Below are 19,439 nucleotides of genomic sequence, written 5' to 3'. Positions count from 1 at the left end.
CCGGAGGGGATCGGGGTTTCCGCACGTCACAGGGCGGCGGATGAACACCTTCCGGTGACAAAATCCTCACCCAATCCGACAAATCACCCGCGGTTGTCCACAGGCGAGTGACACGGAGCGGTAACGGCAACAAGAATGCGTGAGTGACACCACGCCGGACCTCGTCCGGCGCGGTGTCCGCATTTCGGGGTGGGCCGGGCCGCACGAGGGCGCCGGCCCGTGACTGGGGAATCCCGTGCTCCCCGTGAGCGCGGGGGCAGGGCCGAGGAGGGCCGGTGACGACCTATGACGATCGAGCGAGCCTCACAGATCTGACCAGCACCGCGGAACGGGTGCGCAGGTCGATGGAGGGCGTGATCGAGGGCAAGCCCGAGGTCGTACGGCTCACACTGACCGTGCTCCTCGCCGAGGGGCATCTACTGATCGAGGACGTACCCGGCGTCGGCAAGACCATGCTGGCCAAGGCGCTGGCCCGGTCCGTGGACTGCTCGGTGCGGCGCATCCAGTTCACGCCCGACCTGCTGCCGTCGGACATCACCGGCGTGTCCATATACGACCAGCAGCGCCGCGAGTTCGAGTTCAAGCCCGGCGCGATCTTCGCCCAGGTCGTGATCGGCGACGAGATCAACCGCGCCTCGCCCAAGACCCAGTCCGCGCTGCTGGAGTCCATGGAGGAGCGCCAGGTCACCATCGACGGGCACAGCTACGAGCTGCCCGACCCCTTCATGGTCGTGGCGACGCAGAACCCGGTGGAGATGGAGGGCACGTATCCGCTGCCCGAGGCCCAGCGCGACCGCTTCATGGCGCGGGTGTCGATCGGCTATCCCAGCGCGGAGGCCGAGCTCAGGATGCTCGACGTGCACGGCGGCCCCTCCCCGCTCGACGACCTCCAGCCCGTGGCGCACGCGCACGACATCGTGAAGCTCATCGACGCGGTGCGCGCGGTGCACGTCGCCGAGGCCGTCCGCGGGTACGCGGTGCAGATCGTCGGCGCCACCCGCAACCACCCGGACCTCCGGCTCGGCGCCTCCCCGCGCGCCACGCTGCATCTGCTGCGCGCGGCCAAGGCGTCCGCCGCGCTGTCCGGCCGCGACTACTGCCTGCCGGACGACGTGCAGGCCCTGGCGGTCGCGGTGCTCGCCCACCGGCTGCTGCCCACCGCGCAGGCCCAGCTCAACCGGCGCGGCGCGGAGCAGATCGTGCGGGAGATCCTCGCCCGGACCCCGGTGCCCACGGCGGGCGGCGCGGGCCCGGCGCCCGCCCACCCGTATCCGGCGGCGGGCCCGGCCTACGGCGCTCCGCAGCAGCCCGGCGCGCGGCGGCCGTGATGGCGGCGGCGCCCGTCGCGATGGACGGCGGCGACGCCAAGGGCGGAATGCGGGCCGCGCTCGGCGGACTGACGACGCGCGGGCGGTCCTTCCTCGCGGCCGGGCTCGCGGCGGCGGCCTGCGCCTACGTACTGGGCCAGGGCGATCTGCTGCGGGTCGGGCTGCTGCTCGCGGTGCTGCCGCTGGTGTGTGTGACGGTGCTCTACCGGACCCGCTACCGGGTCACGGGCACCCGCAAGCTCTCCCCCTCGCGCGTCCCGGCCGGCTCCGAGGCCCGCGTCCATCTGCGCATGGACAACATCTCGCGGCTGCCCACCGGTCTGCTGATGCTCCAGGACCGGGTGCCGTACGTGCTCGGGCCCCGGCCCCGGTTCGTCCTGGACCGGGTGGAGGCGGGCGGCCGGCGCGAGGTGTCCTACCGGGTCCGCTCCGATCTGCGCGGCCACTACCCGCTCGGCCCGCTCCAGCTGCGGCTGAGCGACCCCTTCGGCATGTGCGAGCTGACGCGTTCGTTCAGCGCCTACGACACCCTGGTGGTCATCCCGCGCACCGAGCCGCTGCCGCCGGTCCGGCTGGCGGGCGAGGCGTCCGGCTACGGCGAGGGACGCCGGCGCTCGCCGGCCCTGGCCGGTGAGGACGACGTGATCCCGCGCGGCTACCGGCACGGCGACGATCTGCGCCGCGTCCACTGGCGCTCCACCGCCCGCTACGGCGAGCTGATGGTGCGCCGCGAGGAGCAGCCGCAGCGCGCCAGGTGCACGGTCCTGCTCGACACCCGCCTGACCGCGTACCGGGGCACGGGCCCGGACTCCGCGTTCGAGTGGGCGGTCTCGGGGGCGGCGTCCGCGCTGGTGCACATGCTGGAGCGCGGCTTCGCGGTCCGGCTGCTGACGGACACGGGCGACGCGGTGCCGGGCGAGGGCGAGGGCGGTTTCGCCGGGGCCACCCAGTCCACGGCGGACGCGGCGGGCCTGCTGATGGACACCCTCGCGGTCGTCGACCACTCGGACGGCGGAGGTCTCTCGCGCGCCTACGACGTGCTGCGCGGGGGCGGCGAGGGGCTGCTGATCGCCTTCCTGGGCGATCTGGACGAGGAGCAGACGGGCGTGGTCGCCCGGATGCGGCAGCGCAGCGGCGGCGCGGTGGCCTTCGTGCTGGACGGCGCCGCCTGGGTGAACGGCGAGTCGCCGGAGAGCCGCGAGGAGGCCGCGCGCCGGGTACGGCGGCTGCGCGAGGCGGGGTGGACGGTGGTGCCGGTGGAGCCCGGCGCTCAGCTGTCCGCGCTGTGGCGGCTGGCGGGCCCGCAGGGTGCGCCGGCCGGGTCGGACGGATATTCCGGGGGTTGGTCATGAGGGGGCGGTCATGAGCGGGCGTGGTCGGCTGGCGCTGGGCGCCTTCGCGGCGACGCTGATGGCGGCCTGCTCGATGCTGCCGTTGGTGGACCCGGTCGGCTGGCTCGCGCAGGCGGCGTTCCTGCTGGCCCTGCAGAGCGGGGTCGGGGTGCTGGGCCGGCGGGTGCCGCTGCCCCGGCCGCTGACGGTCGCCGCGCAGGCGCTGGCCATGGTGGTGCTGCTGACGGTGGTGTTCGTCCGCGAGCAGGCGGTGGCGGGCGTACTGCCCGGACCGCAGGCCGTGAACCGGCTCTCGGACCTGCTGACGGCGGGCGCCGACGACGTCGGGCAGTACGCGATCCCGGCCCCGGCCACGCCGGGCATCCGGCTGATGCTGGTGGGCGGGGTGCTGCTGGTCGGGCTGATGGTGGACGCGCTGGCGGTGACCTTCCGCAGCGCGGCGCCCGCCGGGCTGCCGCTGCTGGCGCTCTACTCGGTGGCCGCCGGGCTGTCGGAGGGCAGTGCGGGCCGGTTGTGGTTCGTGCTGGCCGCGGGCGGCTATCTGCTGCTCCTGCTGGCCGAGGGGCGCGACCGGCTCTCGCAGTGGGGCCGGGTGTTCGCCGGGGCGGCGTCCCGCGGCGGTTCGTCGGCCGGTCTGGACACGTCGGGCGGCCGGGCGCTCGCCCCGGTGCGCACGGGGCGGCGGATCGGCGTGCTGGCGCTCGGCATCGCGCTGGTCGTGCCCGCCGCGCTGCCCGCGTTCGACGGCGGGCTGCTGGCCGGTGCGGGCGGCGGGGGCGGCAGGGGGGCCGGTGGCGGCACGATCTCCGCGGTGAACCCGCTGGTCTCGCTCAAGGACAACCTGAACCAGCCGGAGGACCGGCAGGTGATGTCGTACCGCACCGACGCGAGCAGGCCCGGCGACTTCTATCTGCGCATCCTGGCCCTGGACCAGTTCAACGGGAACGAGTGGCGGGCCTCGACGCGCCGGCTCCAGGACGTGCCGCAGCGGTTCCCGACGCCCGCAGGCCTGTCCCCCGACATCGCCGTCACGGAGGTCAGGACCACCGTCTCGGCGTCCGGCTCGTACAAGCAGACCTATCTGCCGCTGCCGTATCCGGCGGCCGAGGTGCGGGTCGGCGGCAAGTGGCGCTACGAGCCGGAGGGCCGCACCCTCGTCGGGGACGACGGGGAGACCACCGCGGGCGCGCAGTACACGGTGACCAGCCTCGACGTGCGGCCGACCGCCCAGCAGCTGGCCCGCGCGGGCGAGGTGCCGACGGCGCTGCTGCGCGAGTACACCCGGGTGCCGGACTCGCTGCCGAAGGTGGTGGCGCGGACGGCCGACGAGGTCACGCGGGGCGCGGTCAACGCCTACGAGCGGGCGGTGAAGCTCCAGGACTGGTTCGCCCGCGAGGGCGGGTTCGTCTACGACACCTCGGTCGACTCGGGCACCGGCGGCACGGCGATCGCCCGGTTCCTCAAGGACCGGCAGGGCTTCTGCGTCCACTTCTCCTTCACGATGGCGGCGATGGCCCGGACGCTGGGGATTCCGGCGCGGGTGGCGGTGGGCTTCACCCCGGGCACCGCGCAGGCGGACGGTTCGTACGCGGTCGGGCTGCGCGACGCGCACGCCTGGCCCGAGCTGTACTTCGAGGGCATCGGCTGGACCCGTTTCGAGCCGACGCCGACGCGTGGCACGGTCCCCTCGTACACGCTGCCCGAGGCACCGTCCGGGGACACGGCGGACCCGGACCGGCCGGAGGCCGCCGCCTCGCTGCCGGCCCCTGCCGTGCCGTCCGCGTCCGAGAGCTGCCCGGCGCAGATGCGCAAGCAGGGCGAGTGCGGGCAGAGCGCGGCGCCCGGTGCCGTAACGTCGTCCGACTCGGGGACGCCGACGGGCGCGGTGCTCGGCCTGGTGGGCGCGGCCGTGCTCGTCCTCTTGCTGCCGCTGCTGCCGATGTTCTGGCGGCTACGGGTCCGGAACCGCAGGCTGGGCTCGTCGGCCGGGCGCACCGGCGCCGACGCGAGGGCGCGGACGCTGGCGGTGTGGCGGGAGGTCACGGACACGGCGTGGGACCACGGCATCGCGCCGGACGAGGCGCTGACCCCGCGCCGGGCCGCCGAGCGGCTGGTGCGGCTGGGCCGGCTGGACACGGAGGCGGCGGACGCGGTGCACCGGGTGGCGGGGGCGGTGGAGCAGGTGCTCTACGCGCGGGAGCCGCGCCCGGCGTCGGGCCTGGCCGGGGACGCCGGGACGGTGCGGGCCGGGCTGGGTCTCGCGGCCGGCCGGGCCGGCCGGCTCCGCGCACGGGTGGCTCCGCGCTCGTCCGTCCGGGTGGTGTGGGCGCTCTCCCGGCGCCGGGCGGCCGCGGCGGCCCGCTTCCGGCTGCCGGCCCGCCCGTCCTGGACGCGGCGGCCGAGCCGCCAGGAGGGCTGAGGGACGGATACGGGTGAGGGGCGGCCGCATGCGGCCGCCCCTCACCCGTAGGTGTTCTGTGGTTACTGTCCCTGCTCGTCGCGGCGGCGCTGCCACCGCTGTTCGATCCGGTTCATCACGGACCGGCGCTGCCGGGACTGCCTGCGGTCACCCGCACCACCGGTGCGCACCGCCTGCTGCTCGCCCGGCTTGGGCGCCTTGCGCCACCCCGTGACCGCGAGCACCGCGCAGCCCAGCATGACGAGGAAGCCCACCACGCTGACCCAGATCAGCTGAGCGACCATTCCGGCCATGAGGAGCGCGATACCCACCAGAAAGCCAGCAACTGCCTGGTAGACCCGTCGCCGGGTGTACGTACGCAGCCCACTTCCCTCGAGCGCTGTCGCGAACTTGGGATCTTCGGCGTACAGCGCTCGCTCCATTTGCTCGAGCATTCGCTGCTCGTGCTCCGAGAGCGGCACGGAGTCCTCCTCGTCGTCGGCCGCGGGGGGCGGCCGGTATGCGGCCCTTCCAGGATAGGCAGGGAATCGCCCCCGTGAAACCCGCCCTCATTGCCAATCAGCCAGTCCGGGCCGCCACGGCGGCTCGGCTGCTGAGGCGTTGATTCCCCAACCTCCGATCCGTCATGCCGGATGGTGTCCCCCGATCATACGGGGCCGGAGGCGCGAACGGGGCTGCCGGTGCGTACTCCGTCTGCCGCTGCGTCGCTGATCAGCCCCGCTGCGGCCGGTAACCCTCGGGGGTATCAGCCGCGCTTGGTGCCCAGGACGTGCAGCTGGGTGGCCACGGAGTGGAACGCCGGGAGTTCGGCGGCCGCGGCCTCCAGCTTGAGCAGGGCTTCCATGGCGCCCGGTTCGGTGTCGACCAGGACTCCGGGGACGAGGTCGGCGAAGACCCGTACGCCGTGGACGGCGCCCACCTCGACGTCGGCGGCGGTGACCAGTTCGGTGAGCTGCTCGGCGGTGTAGCGGCGGGGCATCGGGTCGCCGTCGCCCCAGCGGCCCTCGGGGTCGCCGAGGGCGTGCCGCGCCTCGTTGAAGTGGCCGGCGAGGGCGCGGGCGAGCACGGCGCCGCCGAGGCCGGCCGCGAGCAGGCTCAGCGCCCCGGCGGGCCGCAGCGCCTCCACCGCGTGCCGTACGCCCTCGGCGGGGTCGTCGACGTACTCCAGGACGCCGTGGCACAGGACCGCGTCGTAGCCGCCGCGCTCCACCACGTCGAAGAGGCCGAGGATGTCGCCCTGCACCCCGCGGACCCGGTCGGCGACCCCGGCCTCGGCGGCCCGGCGCTCCAGCGCGAAGAGCGCGTTGGGGCTGGGGTCGACGACGGTGACCCGGTGGCCGAGCCGGGCGGCGGGCACGGCGAAGTTGCCGGTGCCGCCGCCGGTGTCCAGTACGTCCAGGACGTCCCGGCCGGTCGCCGCGGCCCGGTGGTCGAGGGCGTCCTTGAGGACCTCCCAGACCACGGCGGTACGGAGGGAGGCACGGGGGCGCAGCGGGTCCGACACGGCAGTTGACTCCTCGGCACGGGCCGCCGCGGCGGGCGGAGCGTGAACAGCGCAGGTAACAGGTCCTCTCCCTACCCTATGGCCTGGCGCCGATCACGCGGTCAACCCGCGTCGGGACGCTCCTCCCTCGGTTGCGGGAGCACCGGCTGGAGGACGAGCAGCCGCTCGACCAGGCGCAGGAACATGGCGGCGTCGCGCAGCAGATCGTCGGCCTGGCGGCGGGTGGCGGCGCCGGGTATGCCCGCTTCGGCGCGGGCCCGGCGGGCGGCGCCGGAGGCGAACAGGGCGCTCCACTCGCTCAGCTCGGGGGCCAGCTCCGGGAGGATGTCCCAGGCGCTGCGGATCGGCTCGCGGCGCCGGCGCGCGGGCGCGGGGCGGCCCCGGACGGCGAGGACGGCGGCGGCGGTGCGCAGGGCCGCGAGGTGCGCGGTGGCGTACCGCTCGTTGGGGACGGCGAGGACAGCTGCCTCCGCCAGGCCGGTCCGGGCCTGGGCGAGGAGATCGAGGGCGGCGGGCGGTGCGGTGGTGCGCCGGACGACGGGGTGGACGTCGCGGGCCTGGCCGGTCGGTGAGGGAGCAGGGCCGTCTGCGCGGCGTCGCGGAGCGGCGGCTGCGGACGAGTGGGCCATGACAGAACCTCCTGTCTCGGTAACGGCTTCGTGGCCGTCGGTATCCATCGTGACGGCCCCCACTGACAATCGACCTCGATCCACCCCTGACCTGGGCTTTTGCTTCGTTCGTAGCTTCCGGCTACCTTTTGCACTGACCAGTCAGTTCAAAAGAGGGAGGGGTCCGTGGACCGTCCGCACGGGGCCGCCGTCACCGCCGAGGGGCTCGAACTCGAGGGGCCGCGCGGCTGGGCCTTCCGGGAGGTGACGTTCCGCGCGGACCCCGGCGCCCTGATCGCCGTCGAGGGCCCGTCCGACTCCGGCCGCACCTGTCTGCTGCTGACCCTCACCGGCCGGATGCGCCCCACCGGAGGCACGGCCACCACGGGCGGGCTCGCCCTGCCGCGCCGGGCCGCCGCCGTCCGCCGCTTCGCCGCCCTGGGCCCGGTCCCCGGCGTGAGCGATCTTGACCCGGCGTTCACGGTCGCCGAGCACCTGCGCGAGCGGGCCCTGCTCCGGCGCCGCTACGACGGCTCCCCGCGCGCCCTGCTCCGCCCGCCGGGTGCCCGGGCCGCCGCCGCGCGCGCCCGGATCGACGCCGCCCTGGAGGCCGCCGGGCTCGACCCCGCCACGCTGCCCAAGGCCGAGCGCACCGCCGTACGCGACCTGGAGCGGCCGCAGGCGCTGCGGCTCTCCGTCGCCCTGGCGCTGATGGGCCGGCCCCGGCTGCTCGCGGTGGACGACACCGATCTGAAGCTGTCCGACGCCGAGCGGGCCGAGGTCTGGGAGCTGCTGCGCTCCGTGGCCGCCGCCGGCACCACGGTGCTCGCCGTCTGCAGCGAGGCACCCGAGGGCGCCGTCGCCGTACGCACCGGCGTCACCACCGACACCCCCACGCACGAGGAGGAACCGGCCGATGCGTTCGCCGAGACTGGCCGCGCTTGAGCTGAGGCGCTTCGGCAGGGGACGGCTGCCGCGCGCCGCCCTCGCCGCGCTCCTGCTGCTCCCGCTGCTCTACGGAGCCCTGTACCTGTGGTCCTTCTGGGACCCGTACGGCAGGCTCGACCGCATCCCGGTCGCCCTGGTCAACGACGACCGGGGCGCCACCGCCGACGGCAGGCGCATCGCGGCCGGCGACGAGATCACCGGCAAGCTGCTCGACTCCCGGGTCTTCGACTGGCACGAGGTGAGCGCCGCCGAGGCGGACAAGGGCGTCGAGGACGGCACGTACTACCTCTCGCTGCGCATGCCCGCGGACTTCAGCGAGCGCATCGCCTCCAGCGCCGGGGACTCCCCCGAGACCGGCGCGCTCCAGGTGCGCACCAACGACGCGAACAACTACATCGTCGGGCAGATCTCCCGCACGGTGTTCTCCGAGGTCCGCACGGCCGCTTCGGCCAACGCCTCGCGCGGGTTCCTCGACCGGATCTTCATCAGCTTCTCCGATCTGCACGACGAGACGGCGAAGGCGGCCAAGGGCGCGGCCGACCTCCGCAGCGGCAGCGCCAAGGCCAGGAAGGGCTCGAAGGACCTCGCGGACGGGCTGAAGGACGCCAAGGCCGGCAGCGGCAGCCTGGCCGGTGGGCTCGTGAAGCTGAACCGGGGCGCCGGTGACCTGAAGACCGGCTCCGCCGAGGTCGCCGACGGCACGAAGCACCTCGCAGAGAAGGTCAACGGGGTGGCCGCCGACGTGCGCCCGTTCCTCAAGGACAACGGGAAGTCCATCGGCGACACCGCCCGGCTGGTCGCCGACACCTCCGAGGCCGTACGCCACAACCTGGACCTGCTGGTGAAGACGGCCCCGACCGCCGCCACCGCCGCGCACACCGCCGCCGACGACCTCACCGAGGTCCACCGCACCCGCTGCGCGGAGGCCACCGACCCCGACCCCGCCGTCTGCCCGCCGCTGGAGCGGGCCGTGACGGCGGCGGGCGACGTCGCCGCCGTGGCCGACGACGTGAACGCCCTGGTCGAGAACCAGAACGGGGACCTCGCCGCGCTGCGCGGCCGGCTGACCGCGCTGGAGAAGCAGGCCAAGGCCCTCGCCACCCGCTCCCCGCACCTGGACGAGGACCTCGAGGACGCGGTCCGGAGGATCAACGCGCTGAACACCGGCGCCCACAAGGTCGCCAAGGGCGCCGAGAACCTGCACACCGGCCTCGGCACGGCCAAAACGGGCGCGAGCGACCTGGACACCGGCGTCGGCCGACTCGAAACCGGGGCCACCAGCCTCGACCAGGGCCTCGTCGGCATCAAGGACGGCTCGGCCTCGCTCGCCAAAAGCCTCGGCGACGGCGTGGACAAGATCCCCGACTACGGCAAGGAGGACCGCGACGCCCGGACGGAGGTCATGGCCGACCCCGTACGGCTGGCCGCCCAGTCGCTGCACTCCGCGCCCAACTACGGCACGGGCTTCGCGCCCTACTTCATCCCGCTCTCCCTCTGGGTCGGCGCGATGGTGGCGTACATGCTGATCCAGCCGCTCGGCCGGCGCGCCCTGGCCGCCGGGGCGCCCGCCTGGCGGATCGCCCTCGCGGGCTGGCTGCCGGTGGCGGGGATCGGGCTGCTCCAGGTGGCCGCGCTGATGTCCGTCCTGCACTGGGGCCCCGGCCTGGACATGGCGCACACCGCCGGAACGCTGGCCTTCCTGGCGCTGGTGACCTGCTGCTTCGCGGCGATCGTGCAGTGGCTGAACGCCTGCTTCGGGGCGGCCGGGCGCATCCTCGTCCTGGCGCTGCTGATGCTCCAGCTGACCTCGGCCGGCGGCACCTACCCCGTACAGACCAGCCCGGGCTTCTTCAACGCCATCCACCCCTATCTGCCGATGAGCTACGTCGTCGAGGGGCTGCGCCGGCTGATCACGGGCGGCGGGCTCGGCCCGGTCTGGCTGGGCTGCGCGGTCCTCGCCGCCTTCACCGCGGGGGCGCTCGCGCTGACCGCGCTGACGGCCCGCCGCAAGCAGATGTGGACCCTGGAGCGGCTCCATCCGGAGCTGAGCCTGTGAGCGCGCCCGGACCTGTGAGAATCGGAGGCATGGAAAGCAGTAGCAGCGCGCGCCGCCGGGCCACCCGGCAGAGGCTCTACGAAGCGGCCGTCACCCTCATCGCCGAGAAGGGCTTCTCGGCGACCACGGTGGACGAGATCGCCGACCGGGCCGGGGTCGCCAAGGGCACGGTCTACTACAACTTCAGGAGCAAGACCGAACTCTTCGAGGAACTGCTGCGCCACGGCGTCGGGCTGCTCACCGCCTCCCTGCGCACCGCGGCCGAGGAGACCGCGGCGCGCGGCGGCAGCCGGGTCGAGGCGCTGGACGCCATGATCCGGGCCGGTCTCGTCTTCATCGACCGCTACCCCGCCTTCACCCAGCTGTACGTGGCGGAGCTGTGGCGCACCAACCGCGCCTGGCAGTCCACCCTGCTCGTGGTGCGCCGCGAGGCGGTCGCCGTGGTGGAGGGCGTCATCGAGGAGGGTGTGGCGGCCGGCGAGCTGAGCGAGGAGATCGACGTCCCGCTGACGGCGGCGGCGCTGGTCGGCATGGTGCTGGTGGCGGCGCTGGACTGGCAGGCGTTCCAGCCGGAGCGCTCGATCGACGACGTGCACTCGGCACTGTCCCTGCTGCTGCGCGGCCGGGTCAGCGGACGCTGAGGTCCGCGCGCCCGCCCCGTACGCACGGAAGGCGCCGGAGGAGCATCCCCCGTGACCGCGTCCCCCACGGTCCCGTCTCCTCCGCCGCGCCTCCGCCGGAAGGAGGTGCCGCCCCGCTACCGCCGCCCCGTGCCGGCGGTGGCGGGGCGGCGCCCCTTCCGTGCCGCCCACTCTGCCGTCCGGCCGGGTCGCGGCCCATCCGTGCGGCTACTCATCCCGCGCCCTGAGTACGGGTACTCAGGTCCGGGCGTCCGCGCCCTGCCGCGATGGCGCGCCCGCTGGCTACGATCACCTGCGTGTCGGTACTCCCTCTGGTATTCACAAGCGGCTGGGCGAGCGGGATCAACGCGTACGCGGTGGTCCTCCTGCTCGGCATATTCGGCGCGACCGGCGTCAGCGACGAGGTGCCCGCCTCCCTCCAGCGCACGGACGTGCTGGTGGTCGTCGCGGTGCTCTTCCTCTGCGAGGTGGTCGCGGACAAGATCCCGTACGTGGACACCGTCTGGGACGCGGTGCACACGGTGATCAGGCCGGTGGCGGGTGCCGTGGTGGCGGCGCTGCTGGCCGGTGAGAGCGGTTCGCTGCCCGAGATCGCGGCCGGCGCGATCGGGGGTTCCACCGCGCTGGTGAGCCATCTGGTCAAGGCCGGTACGCGCATGGCGGTCAACAGCTCCCCCGAGCCGTTCAGCAACATCGTGCTGAGCGCCGTCGAGGACCTGGGCGTCGCGGCCGTCATCACCTTCGCGATCTTCCATCCGTGGATCGCGGCCGGGATCGCCGGGACGTTCCTGGTCATGGGCCTGGTGATCGTGGTCTTCCTGGCCTCCCGCATCCGCCGGTTCTGGCGCCGCAGGGCGCAGCGGCGCGAGGAGAGGCGCCGTGCCCGGTCGGCCTTCCCCGCTCCGGGCATGCCGCCGACCTGACGGCCGGGCCTGCCGGGGCGGCCGTTAGGGTCGCCTGCATGGCACGAATTGCGGTGATCGGCGCCGGGATGGGCGCGATGGCGGCGGCGGCCCGGCTGGCCGTGGCAGGCCACCGGGTGACGGTGTACGAGCGGTCCGGCGGCTACGGCGGTGCGCTCGGGCGGCATGCCGAGGAGGGGTTCGCGTTCGACACGGGCCCCGGGCTGCTGCATCTGCCCGCGGTCTACCGGGACCTGTTCGTGAAGACCGGCAAGGAGCCGCTGGAGCGGTGCGTGACGCTGACCCAGGTGGACCCGGCGAGCCGTCATCTCTTCGCGGACGGCACCGATGTCCGCCTGCCGAACGCCTCGCGCGCCGGGACCGTCGCCGCCCTGGACGCGGCGCTGGGCGGGGGCGCGGGCGCGAGGTGGGGTGCCTTCCTGGACCGGGCCCGGGAGTCCTGGGACCGCTCGCGGCGGCCGCTCCTGGAGGAGCCGCTGCGCCCCGACTGGCAGGTGCTGGGCCGTGATCCGTATCCGGCCGAGGAGCGCCGGCGGCTGCTGCGTCCGGCGCGGCGGGCGACGACGGTGGCGCAGACGGGTGCCTGGGAGCTGGCCGATCCCCGGCTGGCGGCGCTGCTCGACGGCTGTGCGCTGGCGTACGGGCTCGATCCGCTGCACGCCCCGGCGGGCGCGGCGCTGCTGCCGTACATGGAGGAGACGTTCGGCAGCTGGTACGTCATGGGCGGCATGCGGGAGCTGGCGCGGGCGGTGTACGAGCGCTGCCTGGCCCGGAAGGTGGAGTTCGTCTTCGGGGCCGGGGTGGTCCGTGTCGTGGTGGCGGACGGCCGCGCGGCGGGTGTGGAGCTGGCGGACGGCACGGTCGCGGAGGCGGCGCACGTGGTGCTGGGGGCGCGGCCGTGGCCGGGGCTGCTGCCCGGCCGGGAGCTGTGGGCGGACGGTGAGGTGACAGTGCGTCCGGGGGCGGCGGCCGGGTCCGGGGCGAGCGGCCGGTTCATGGTGCTGCTGTCGCTGCGCGGTGCCCGGCCGGCGGACGCCGCGCACCGGACCGTGGTGCATCCGGCGGACGGGGCGGCCGAGCGCGCGGCGGTGTTCGGGGGCCGGGTCGCCGCGCACCCCACGGTGACCGTGCTGCGTCCGGACGACCCGGCGACCCGGCCGGACGCGGACCACGAGGCGGTGACGCTGACGGCGACGGTGGCGCCGCACGGCCCGGTGGACTGGACGGACGGGGAGCTGCGGACGCGGTTCGCGCGGACGCTGGTCTCGGTGGCGGAGGCGGCCGTGCCGGGGCTCGGGGACCGGGTGCTGCGGACGCGGGTGCGGACGCCCGCCGAGACCGCGGCGGACACGGGGGCCGAGGGCGGCGCGGTGCCGCCGCCTGCGCTGGCGGGGGCCGGGGGCGCGTTCCTGCATCCGGCCAACCGGACCGGGCTGCCGGGGCTGTTGCTGGCGGGCGGCTGGTCGCATCCGGGCGGCGGACTCGCGCACGCCGGCATGTCGGGGGCGCTGGTCGCCGGGACCGTGGTGGAGGGGGACGGCTTCCGGGGCTCGCGGTGAGCCCGGCGCGGGGCGGGGCGCCCGGTCAGTAGCGGTACTGGCCGTCGTGGCCGGTGTCGTAGCCGTCGGGGTACGGGGCCGGCCCGCCGGCGGGCTGCTGCGGGTACTGCTCGCTCTCGCGCTGCTGCGGCACCCAGACGCCGCCGGGCGGGGTGTCGGACCCGTAGACGTCGGGCTGTGCGTACGGGTCGTACTGCGGGGTGCCGCCGTAGCCGTCGTACGCGCCGTACTGCGGGGTGCTCGCGGTGGTGCCGATGTACGGGTCGGAGTAGGCGGCGTAGCTCTGCGGGTCGGTGCCGTAGTCGTACTGACCGGCTCCGGCGTACGGGTCCTGGTCCTGGGCGGGCCGGGCCGGGAAGTCGGTGTAGGGGGCGTAGGCGTCGTAGCCCTGCGCGTCCGGGGTTTCCGGGCCGGAGCGCTGGGGGGCGGGGTCGCCGTAGACGCCGTACTGGCCGGTGTCCTCGGGCATCGGCTCGGTCTCGTAGACCGCGGCGGGGGTGTGCGGCGGGGCGGCGGGGACGGGCGGGGCGTCCGGGGCGGCGCCCTCGTACTCCACCTCCAGGCCGGAGACCTCCAGCGTGGGCTTGCGGGCGGCGCCGCCGCCGCGCCGGCGGCGGCTCTCGCCGGGCTTGCCCCCGATGGCCCAGCCGGTGGAGAAGCCCTTGCGGAAGGAGAGCGTCACATAGGTCTGGCCGGTGGCGAAGGCGATCGCGCCGAGGGCGATGACGGGCACGGACGGCATCAGGACGCCGATGACGACGCAGAGGAAGCCGGTGAAGGCGAGGAGCCGCCAGCGCAGCCGCGCCTTGTACTGCAGCAGTACCTCGCCGAGCAGCCACAGCGCGACGACACCGAACGCGATGTAGAGGACCGTCCAGCCCATGCCCGCCCCCTTCTACGGCCACCGCCCCGGATGGTGGCGGGTACGGCCGGTCACGACTGCTTGTGCAGTCCGAGATTCTCGTAGATCTCGAGCGTCGCAGTCGAGTTGTTCAGCGTGATGAAGTGCAGTCCGGGCACACCCTCGGAGAGCAGCTTCGCGCAGAACCGCGTTGCGAAGTCGATGCCAATGGAGCGTACAGCGGCGGCGTCGTCCTTGACTGCGAGGATGCGCTCTTTCAGCTCCGCGGGCATGGTCGCGTTGCTGAGCTGGGGGAACCGCTCCAGTTGCCGGACGCTGGTGACGGGCATGACCTCGGGAATGATCGGCGTGTCGCAACCGGCGGCGACCACCCGGTCACGCATCCGGAGATACGCCTCCGGGTCGAAGAACATCTGGGTGATCGCGTAGTCGGCGCCCGCGCGGCACTTGTCCACGAAGTGCCGGGTGTCGGTGTCCCAGTCGGTGGAGCGGGGGTGCCGTTCGGGGAACGCGGCGACGCCCACGCAGAAGTCGCCGGCTTCCTTGATCAGCCGGACCAGGTCCGCCGCGTACTTCACGCCCTGCGGGTGCTCGACCCAGGTGCCCATCGGGTCGCCCGGCGGGTCGCCGCGCACGGCGAGGATGTTGCGGATGCCGGCGTCGGCGTACTGGCCGACCATGTTGCGCAGTTCGGCGATGGAGTGGTTGACCGCCGTGAGGTGGGCGACGGGGGTGAGCGTGGACTCGGCGGCGATGTCCTGGGTGGCCTTCACCGTGCCGGCGCGGGTGGAGCCGCCGGCTCCGTACGTGACGGAGACGAAGCTCGGGCGGACGGCCTCGACCCGGCGCAGCGCGTTCCACAGGTTGCGCTCGCCCTTCTCGGTCTTGGGCGCCCAGAACTCGAAGGAGTACGAGGTCGTACCGGTCGCGAGCATCTCACGCACGGTGCGCGCGCGATCTGTCCTGGTGGAAGGTGTGCCAAGGGCCATACGGGCAGGTTAACCAGGGTGGAGCGGACCCCCAACCAAACCGGGACCTTTTGCCGGATTTGACTGATTCTTGTCCACGCTTCGGACAGATTCGTCCCAACCGTCTCCCGGGCCGGCTCCGGGCGGCCGTCTTCCGCGTCCGGCCCGCCCGGTCAGGCTCCGGCGCGCTCGCGGACCCTCCGGGCCAGTTCAGCGGCGGCGGCGCCGGGATCGGACGCCTCGGTGAGGGCCCGTACGACGACGATCCGGCGGGCCCCGGCGTCCAGGACCTGGTCGAGGTTGTCCGCGTCGATGCCCCCGATGGCGAACCAGGGGCACTCCGGGGCGAGCGAGGCGGCGTAGCGCACGAGGTCGAGTCCGGGGGCGTGGCGGCCGGGCTTGGTGGGGGTGGGCCAGCAGGGGCCGGTGCAGAAGTAGTCGACGCCGGGTTCGGCGACGGCGGCGTCCACCTCGGCCTCGGCGTGCGTGGAGCGGCCGATGACCGGCCCGGCGCCGATGATCGCGCGGGCAGCCGGCACCGGCAGGTCGCCCTGGCCCAGGTGCAGCACGTCGGAGCCGATGGCGTGGGCGACGTCGGCCCGGTCGTTGACGGCGAGGAGCTTGCCGTGCCGCGCGCAGGCGTCGGCGAGGACCGCGAGGTGTTCCAGCTCCTCGGCGGCCTCCATGCCCTTGTCGCGCAGCTGGACGATGTCCACCCCGCCGGCGAGCACCGCGTCGAGGAACTCGGGCAGGTCGCCCTGGCGCCGGCGGGCGTCCGTGCAGAGGTAGAGCCGGGCGTCGGACAGCTGCGCGCGAGGCGTGGGCATGGTGCGGTTCCCCCCGGGGAAGGCGGTGACGGCGGTTCGGTGGTGCGGCACGGGGACGCGGACCGCCCGCTCGCGCGGCACGGTCCGCGTCCCCGCGGTGGTGCGGTCGGTCAGACGGCGAGCGCCTGGGCGCGGCGCTTCACCTCCGTGCCGCGATTCTCACTCAGTGCCTGCGCGGGCGTGCCGGGCAGGGTCGGGTCGGGGGTGAAGAGCCATTCCAGCATCTCCTCGTCGGAGAAGCCGTCGTCCTTGAGGAGCGTCAGGGTCCCGGAGAGGCCCTTGACGACCTTGCTGCCGTCGATGAAGGCGGCCGGCACCTGGAGTGCTCGGTTCTCCCCGCGGCGTACGGCGATGAGCTGGCCCTCCTTGACCAGCTGCCGCACACGCGTCACCTCGATGTCGAGCATCTCGGCGATGTCGGGGAGGTGGAGCCAGGCAGGGACGAGAGCATCGATCTTTGCGTCAATCTCGGTCACGGGACAAGCCTGCCATCCCGGACCGACAGCCGAAACCCGGGCGCGGCCCTTCAGGGGCGCGGCCCCTGGCGCAGGGCCGCGACCTTCAGCGCCACGGAGGGGTCCGCCGCCAGGTCCGCGTCGATCCGGGCCCCCGCCTCGATGAGCCGCCGCCCCTGCGCCAGGTCGCGCGGGCGGCCGACCGCGAGCAGCGCGACCAGGACGCCGTCGCGCAGCCAGCACACCGACCAGGCGGGCTCGGCCGGGTCGCCGCGCCACAGCAGCGTGTCGGCGTCCGCGTGGTGCCCGGCGTACTGCACGAAGCGGTCGAACTGCTCGGACCAGAAGTAGGGGACGGGGTCGTAGGGCGGGACGTCCGCCGCGTCGCCGACCGCGATGTGGGCGGCGGCGGTCCTGGGGCCCTGGAGGGCGTTGTCCCAGTGGTGGACGACCAGTCGGGTGCCGTAGCGGGCGGAGGGGAAGGAGGCGCAGTCGCCGACCGCGTAGACGTCGGGCAGCGAAGTGCGCAGCGTCGCGTCGGCGGTCACCGAGCCCTCGGGTCCGAGGGCGATGCCGGAGCCGGCCAGCCAGCCGGTGGCGGGGCGGGCGCCGATGCCGACGACGACCGCCTCGGCGGGCAGGGTGCGCCCGTCCGCGAGGACCACGGCGCCGGGCTCGACGCGGGCGACGCGGGCGCCGGTGAGGAGCCGGGCGCCGCTCTCCTCGTACCAGCGGGCCATCGGGGCCGTGACCTCGGCGGGCAGGGCGCCGGCCAGCGGGCGGTCCGCCGCCTCGACGACGGTGACCTCGCAGCCGGCGGCGCGGGCGGCGGTGGCGAACTCGGCGCCGATCCAGCCGGCGCCGACGACCACGACGGGGTGGCCCTCTTCGAGGACGGGCCGCAGCCGGGCCGCGTCGTCGAGGGTGCGCAGCAGATGGACACCGGGCACGCCGCCGGAGCCGGGCAGGGCGACGGGTTCGGCGCCGGTGGCGAGGACCAGGACGTCGTAGGGGACCGGGCCCGCCGAGGTGTCGAGTTCGTGGTCCGCCGCGCGCACCCCGGTGACCTCGCAGCCCAGCCGCAGGGTGATGTCCAGGCCCTCGAAGTCGATGTCGAAGGCGGATTCCTCGGCCTTGCCCAGGAGCACGGCCTTGGACAGCGGGGGCCGGTCGTAGGGCTGGTGGGGTTCGGCGCCGATCAGGGTGACGGGGCCGGTGAAGCCCTGTTCGCGCAGGGCGACGGCGGTCTGGACACCCGCCATGCCCGCGCCCGCGACGACGACCCGGCGTTCCGTCTGTGCTGCCCGCTGCTGCTCGCTCACCTGTTCAGCTTAGGACCTGTCCGCCCTCGATCCGCTGGACCGTCCCTGGAGCGCCCGTCACCTGACGGGCCGTCAGGACAGGGGCTGCGCGGCCGCCGCCCTCCCTACCCGCTCCGGGCGGCTGGGTCTAGGCTGGCGGCGTACAAGACTCGCGGGAGCCCGGACGCACCGGGCTGAGAGGGAGGCTGGCGGCCTCCGACCGTACGAACCTGATCCGGGTCATGCCGGCGAAGGGAGGGGCTGGACGCCCATGCGCATCCATCGCACCGAAGGGTCCGACGTCCTCGTCATCGGGGGCGGCATCATCGGCCTGGTGACCGCCTGGCGGGCCGCGCAGCGCGGTCTGTCCACCGCGCTCGCCGATCCGGAGCCGGGCGGCGGGGCGGCGCGGGTCGCGGCCGGGATGCTGGCCGCCGTCACCGAACTGCACTACGGCGAGGAGACCCTCCTCGGGCTCAACCTCGCCTCCACCCGGCGCTATCCGTCGTTCACCGCCGAGCTGGAGGAGGCGAGCGGGCAGGACATCGGCTTCCGGGCCTGCGGCACCCTGGCCGTCGCGCTGGACGCCGACGACCGCGCCCATCTGCGCGAACTCCACGAGCTGCAACGCCGCTCGGGCCTCGCGTCGGAGTGGCTGACCGGACGCGAGTGCCGCCGTCTGGAGCCGATGCTCGCGCCGGGCGTACGCGGCGGGCTGCGGGCGGACGGCGACCACCAGGTCGATCCGCGCCGGCTGGCCGCCGCGCTGCTGACCGCCTGCGAACGCGCCGGGGTGGTCTTCCACCGCCACCGGGCCGACCGCCTCACCGCGGTCGCCGACCGGGCCACCGGGGCCGTCCTCGACGACGGCACTGAGCTGGCCGCCGACCAGGTGGTGCTCGCGGCGGGCAGCCTCAGCGGCCGGCTCGCCGGGGTGCCCGCCCACGTCCTGCCGCCGGTCCGTCCGGTCAAGGGCCAGGTCCTGCGGCTGACCGTGCCCCGGGCCTACGCCCCCTTCCTCTCGCGCACCGTGCGGGCGGTGGTCCGGGGCAGCCACGTCTATCTCGTACCGCGCGAGAACGGCGAGCTGGTCGTCGGCGCCACCACCGAGGAGATGGGCTGGGACACCACCGTCACGGCGGGCGGGGTCTACGAGCTCCTGCGCGACGCCCACGAGCTGGTGCCCGGCATCACCGAGCTGCCGCTCACCGAGACCCGCGCCGGGCTGCGCCCCGCGTCCCCCGACAACGCCCCGCTGCTCGGCCCGACCGCGCTGCCCGGCCTCCATCTGGCCACCGGCCACCACCGCAACGGCGTGCTGCTCACCCCGGTCACCGGGGACGCCATGGCCGCGCTGCTGGCGGACGGCGCGCTGCCCGATGCGGCCCTCCCCTTCTCCCCCGGCCGGTTCCCGGCGCTCCCCGCGCCCGCCCCGGCGTCCACCCCCGCACCCCAGGAGCAGCCCGTATGACCGCGCCGTCCCCGCTCACCGTGTCCGTCAACGGCGCACCGGCCGTCGTCGCCGCCGGGACCACCCTGGACACCCTCGTCGCCACGCTGACCGACGCGCCGCGCGGGGTGGCCGCCGCGCTCAACGAGACGGTCGTGCCGCGCGGCGAATGGCCGGCCGCCGTGCTCGGCGACGGCGACCGGGTCGAGGTCCTGACCGCAGTCCAGGGAGGCTGAAC

The 19,439-nt window shown here is 74.7% G+C and carries 18 protein-coding genes and 1 riboswitch; of the genes, 10 read left to right on the top strand and 8 right to left on the bottom strand.

The window, feature by feature from the left end; all coding sequences use genetic code 11:
- Positions 1–275 precede the first annotated feature (275 nt).
- The 3 genes from DNK56_RS10170 to DNK56_RS10160 are packed head-to-tail and all read left to right on the top strand — an operon-like array spanning position 276 to position 5,099.
- Complete coding sequence (locus DNK56_RS10170; protein WP_111332642.1) at positions 276–1,328, top strand: AAA family ATPase; 1,053 nt, start codon at positions 276–278, stop codon at positions 1,326–1,328.
- Positions 1,328–2,680 carry a DUF58 domain-containing protein gene (locus DNK56_RS10165; RefSeq protein WP_241989833.1) on the top strand — a complete coding sequence of 451 codons (1,353 nt, stop codon included), beginning with the start codon at positions 1,328–1,330 and terminating at the stop codon, positions 2,678–2,680. The genes DNK56_RS10170 and DNK56_RS10165 overlap by 1 nt, the downstream gene beginning before the upstream one ends.
- Positions 2,681–2,690: 10 nt before the next feature.
- Positions 2,691–5,099: a transglutaminase TgpA family protein gene (locus tag DNK56_RS10160; protein ID WP_111332639.1), complete on the top strand. Its 2,409-nt coding sequence runs from the start codon at positions 2,691–2,693 to the stop codon at positions 5,097–5,099.
- Between the two features lie 62 nt (positions 5,100–5,161).
- On the opposite strand, the gene DNK56_RS10155 is transcribed toward DNK56_RS10160, so the two are convergent.
- The 3 genes from DNK56_RS10155 to DNK56_RS10145 form a co-directional block, all read right to left on the bottom strand.
- Entirely contained in the window at positions 5,162–5,560 is a 399-nt protein-coding gene (locus DNK56_RS10155; RefSeq protein ID WP_111332636.1) for a DUF3040 domain-containing protein, read from the bottom strand.
- A 284-nt stretch (positions 5,561–5,844) separates the two neighbouring features.
- Positions 5,845–6,603, bottom strand: coding sequence for a class I SAM-dependent methyltransferase (locus tag DNK56_RS10150; RefSeq protein ID WP_111332633.1), 759 nt, complete (start codon positions 6,601–6,603; stop codon positions 5,845–5,847).
- Positions 6,604–6,704: 101 nt separating this feature from the next.
- On the bottom strand, positions 6,705–7,232 hold the full coding sequence (locus tag DNK56_RS10145; protein WP_111332631.1) for an SAV_6107 family HEPN domain-containing protein: 528 nt from the start codon (positions 7,230–7,232) through the stop codon (positions 6,705–6,707).
- Between the two features lie 165 nt (positions 7,233–7,397).
- On the opposite strand from DNK56_RS10145, the gene DNK56_RS10140 reads away from it, so the two are divergent.
- From DNK56_RS10140 to DNK56_RS10120, 5 genes are all read left to right on the top strand, one after another.
- Positions 7,398–8,156 carry an ATP-binding cassette domain-containing protein gene (locus DNK56_RS10140; RefSeq protein WP_111332629.1) on the top strand — a complete coding sequence of 253 codons (759 nt, stop codon included), beginning with the start codon at positions 7,398–7,400 and terminating at the stop codon, positions 8,154–8,156.
- Positions 8,128–10,215 (top strand): YhgE/Pip family protein, encoded by a 2,088-nt coding sequence (locus DNK56_RS10135; RefSeq protein WP_111332626.1) that lies wholly within the window; start codon positions 8,128–8,130, stop codon positions 10,213–10,215. Before DNK56_RS10140 ends, DNK56_RS10135 begins: the two co-directional genes overlap by 29 nt.
- 29 nt (positions 10,216–10,244) lie before the next feature.
- On the top strand, positions 10,245–10,856 hold the full coding sequence (locus DNK56_RS10130) for a TetR/AcrR family transcriptional regulator (protein ID WP_111332623.1): 612 nt from the start codon (positions 10,245–10,247) through the stop codon (positions 10,854–10,856).
- Positions 10,857–11,152: 296 nt separating this feature from the next.
- Complete coding sequence (locus tag DNK56_RS10125) at positions 11,153–11,779, top strand: DUF4126 domain-containing protein (RefSeq protein ID WP_199563801.1); 627 nt, start codon at positions 11,153–11,155, stop codon at positions 11,777–11,779.
- Between the two features lie 38 nt (positions 11,780–11,817).
- Positions 11,818–13,338 (top strand): phytoene desaturase family protein, encoded by a 1,521-nt coding sequence (locus DNK56_RS10120; RefSeq protein ID WP_241989832.1) that lies wholly within the window; start codon positions 11,818–11,820, stop codon positions 13,336–13,338.
- 25 nt (positions 13,339–13,363) lie between these two features.
- Here the strand turns inward: DNK56_RS10120 and DNK56_RS10115 are convergent, their stop codons facing one another.
- From DNK56_RS10115 to DNK56_RS10095, 5 genes are all read right to left on the bottom strand, one after another.
- Complete coding sequence (locus DNK56_RS10115) at positions 13,364–14,221, bottom strand: hypothetical protein (protein WP_111332615.1); 858 nt, start codon at positions 14,219–14,221, stop codon at positions 13,364–13,366.
- Positions 14,222–14,271: 50 nt separating this feature from the next.
- On the bottom strand, positions 14,272–15,189 hold the full coding sequence (gene metF, locus DNK56_RS10110) for a methylenetetrahydrofolate reductase [NAD(P)H] (protein ID WP_111332612.1): 918 nt from the start codon (positions 15,187–15,189) through the stop codon (positions 14,272–14,274).
- Between the two features lie 152 nt (positions 15,190–15,341).
- Entirely contained in the window at positions 15,342–15,995 is a 654-nt protein-coding gene (gene thiE, locus DNK56_RS10105; protein ID WP_111335649.1) for a thiamine phosphate synthase, read from the bottom strand.
- A gap of 110 nt (positions 15,996–16,105) precedes the next feature.
- The gene (locus DNK56_RS10100) at positions 16,106–16,471 is read right to left on the bottom strand and encodes an Rv2175c family DNA-binding protein (RefSeq protein WP_111332609.1); all 366 of its coding nucleotides are present in this window, start codon (positions 16,469–16,471) and stop codon (positions 16,106–16,108) included.
- A 50-nt stretch (positions 16,472–16,521) separates the two neighbouring features.
- Positions 16,522–17,772, bottom strand: coding sequence for an NAD(P)/FAD-dependent oxidoreductase (locus tag DNK56_RS10095; protein WP_111332607.1), 1,251 nt, complete (start codon positions 17,770–17,772; stop codon positions 16,522–16,524).
- Positions 17,773–17,913: 141 nt separating this feature from the next.
- Positions 17,914–18,025: riboswitch (TPP riboswitch) on the top strand.
- Between DNK56_RS10095 and thiO the strand changes: the two genes are divergently transcribed.
- Together thiO and thiS are read left to right on the top strand one after the other, a co-directional pair.
- Positions 18,023–19,222: a glycine oxidase ThiO gene (gene thiO / locus DNK56_RS10090; protein WP_111332604.1), complete on the top strand. Its 1,200-nt coding sequence runs from the start codon at positions 18,023–18,025 to the stop codon at positions 19,220–19,222. It overlaps the preceding riboswitch by 3 nt.
- Positions 19,219–19,437 carry a sulfur carrier protein ThiS gene (thiS, locus tag DNK56_RS10085; protein WP_111332601.1) on the top strand — a complete coding sequence of 73 codons (219 nt, stop codon included), beginning with the start codon at positions 19,219–19,221 and terminating at the stop codon, positions 19,435–19,437. The genes thiO and thiS overlap by 4 nt, the downstream gene beginning before the upstream one ends.
- The last annotated feature ends 2 nt before the right edge of the window (positions 19,438–19,439 follow it).

The organism is Streptomyces sp. AC1-42W, from assembly GCF_003248355.1.
Classification (GTDB): Bacteria; Actinomycetota; Actinomycetes; order Streptomycetales; family Streptomycetaceae; genus Streptomyces.
Note: the sequence above shows the minus strand (reverse complement) of the source record. Positions and strands in the feature narration are given on the sequence as shown.

Coding starts and splice junctions, on each gene's coding strand:
- DNK56_RS10165 (WP_241989833.1), top strand. CDS start 1,328: ATGGCGGCGGCGCCCGTCGCGATGGACGGCGGCGACGCCAAGGGCGGA.
- DNK56_RS10130 (WP_111332623.1), top strand. CDS start 10,245: ATGGAAAGCAGTAGCAGCGCGCGCCGCCGGGCCACCCGGCAGAGGCTC.
- DNK56_RS10115 (WP_111332615.1), bottom strand. CDS start 14,221: ATGGGCTGGACGGTCCTCTACATCGCGTTCGGTGTCGTCGCGCTGTGG.
- thiE (WP_111335649.1), bottom strand. CDS start 15,995: ATGCCCACGCCTCGCGCGCAGCTGTCCGACGCCCGGCTCTACCTCTGC.
- DNK56_RS10120 (WP_241989832.1), top strand. CDS start 11,818: ATGGCACGAATTGCGGTGATCGGCGCCGGGATGGGCGCGATGGCGGCG.
- thiS (WP_111332601.1), top strand. CDS start 19,219: ATGACCGCGCCGTCCCCGCTCACCGTGTCCGTCAACGGCGCACCGGCC.
- thiO (WP_111332604.1), top strand. CDS start 18,023: ATGCGCATCCATCGCACCGAAGGGTCCGACGTCCTCGTCATCGGGGGC.
- DNK56_RS10135 (WP_111332626.1), top strand. CDS start 8,128: ATGCGTTCGCCGAGACTGGCCGCGCTTGAGCTGAGGCGCTTCGGCAGG.
- metF (WP_111332612.1), bottom strand. CDS start 15,189: ATGGCCCTTGGCACACCTTCCACCAGGACAGATCGCGCGCGCACCGTG.
- DNK56_RS10145 (WP_111332631.1), bottom strand. CDS start 7,232: ATGGCCCACTCGTCCGCAGCCGCCGCTCCGCGACGCCGCGCAGACGGC.
- DNK56_RS10160 (WP_111332639.1), top strand. CDS start 2,691: ATGAGCGGGCGTGGTCGGCTGGCGCTGGGCGCCTTCGCGGCGACGCTG.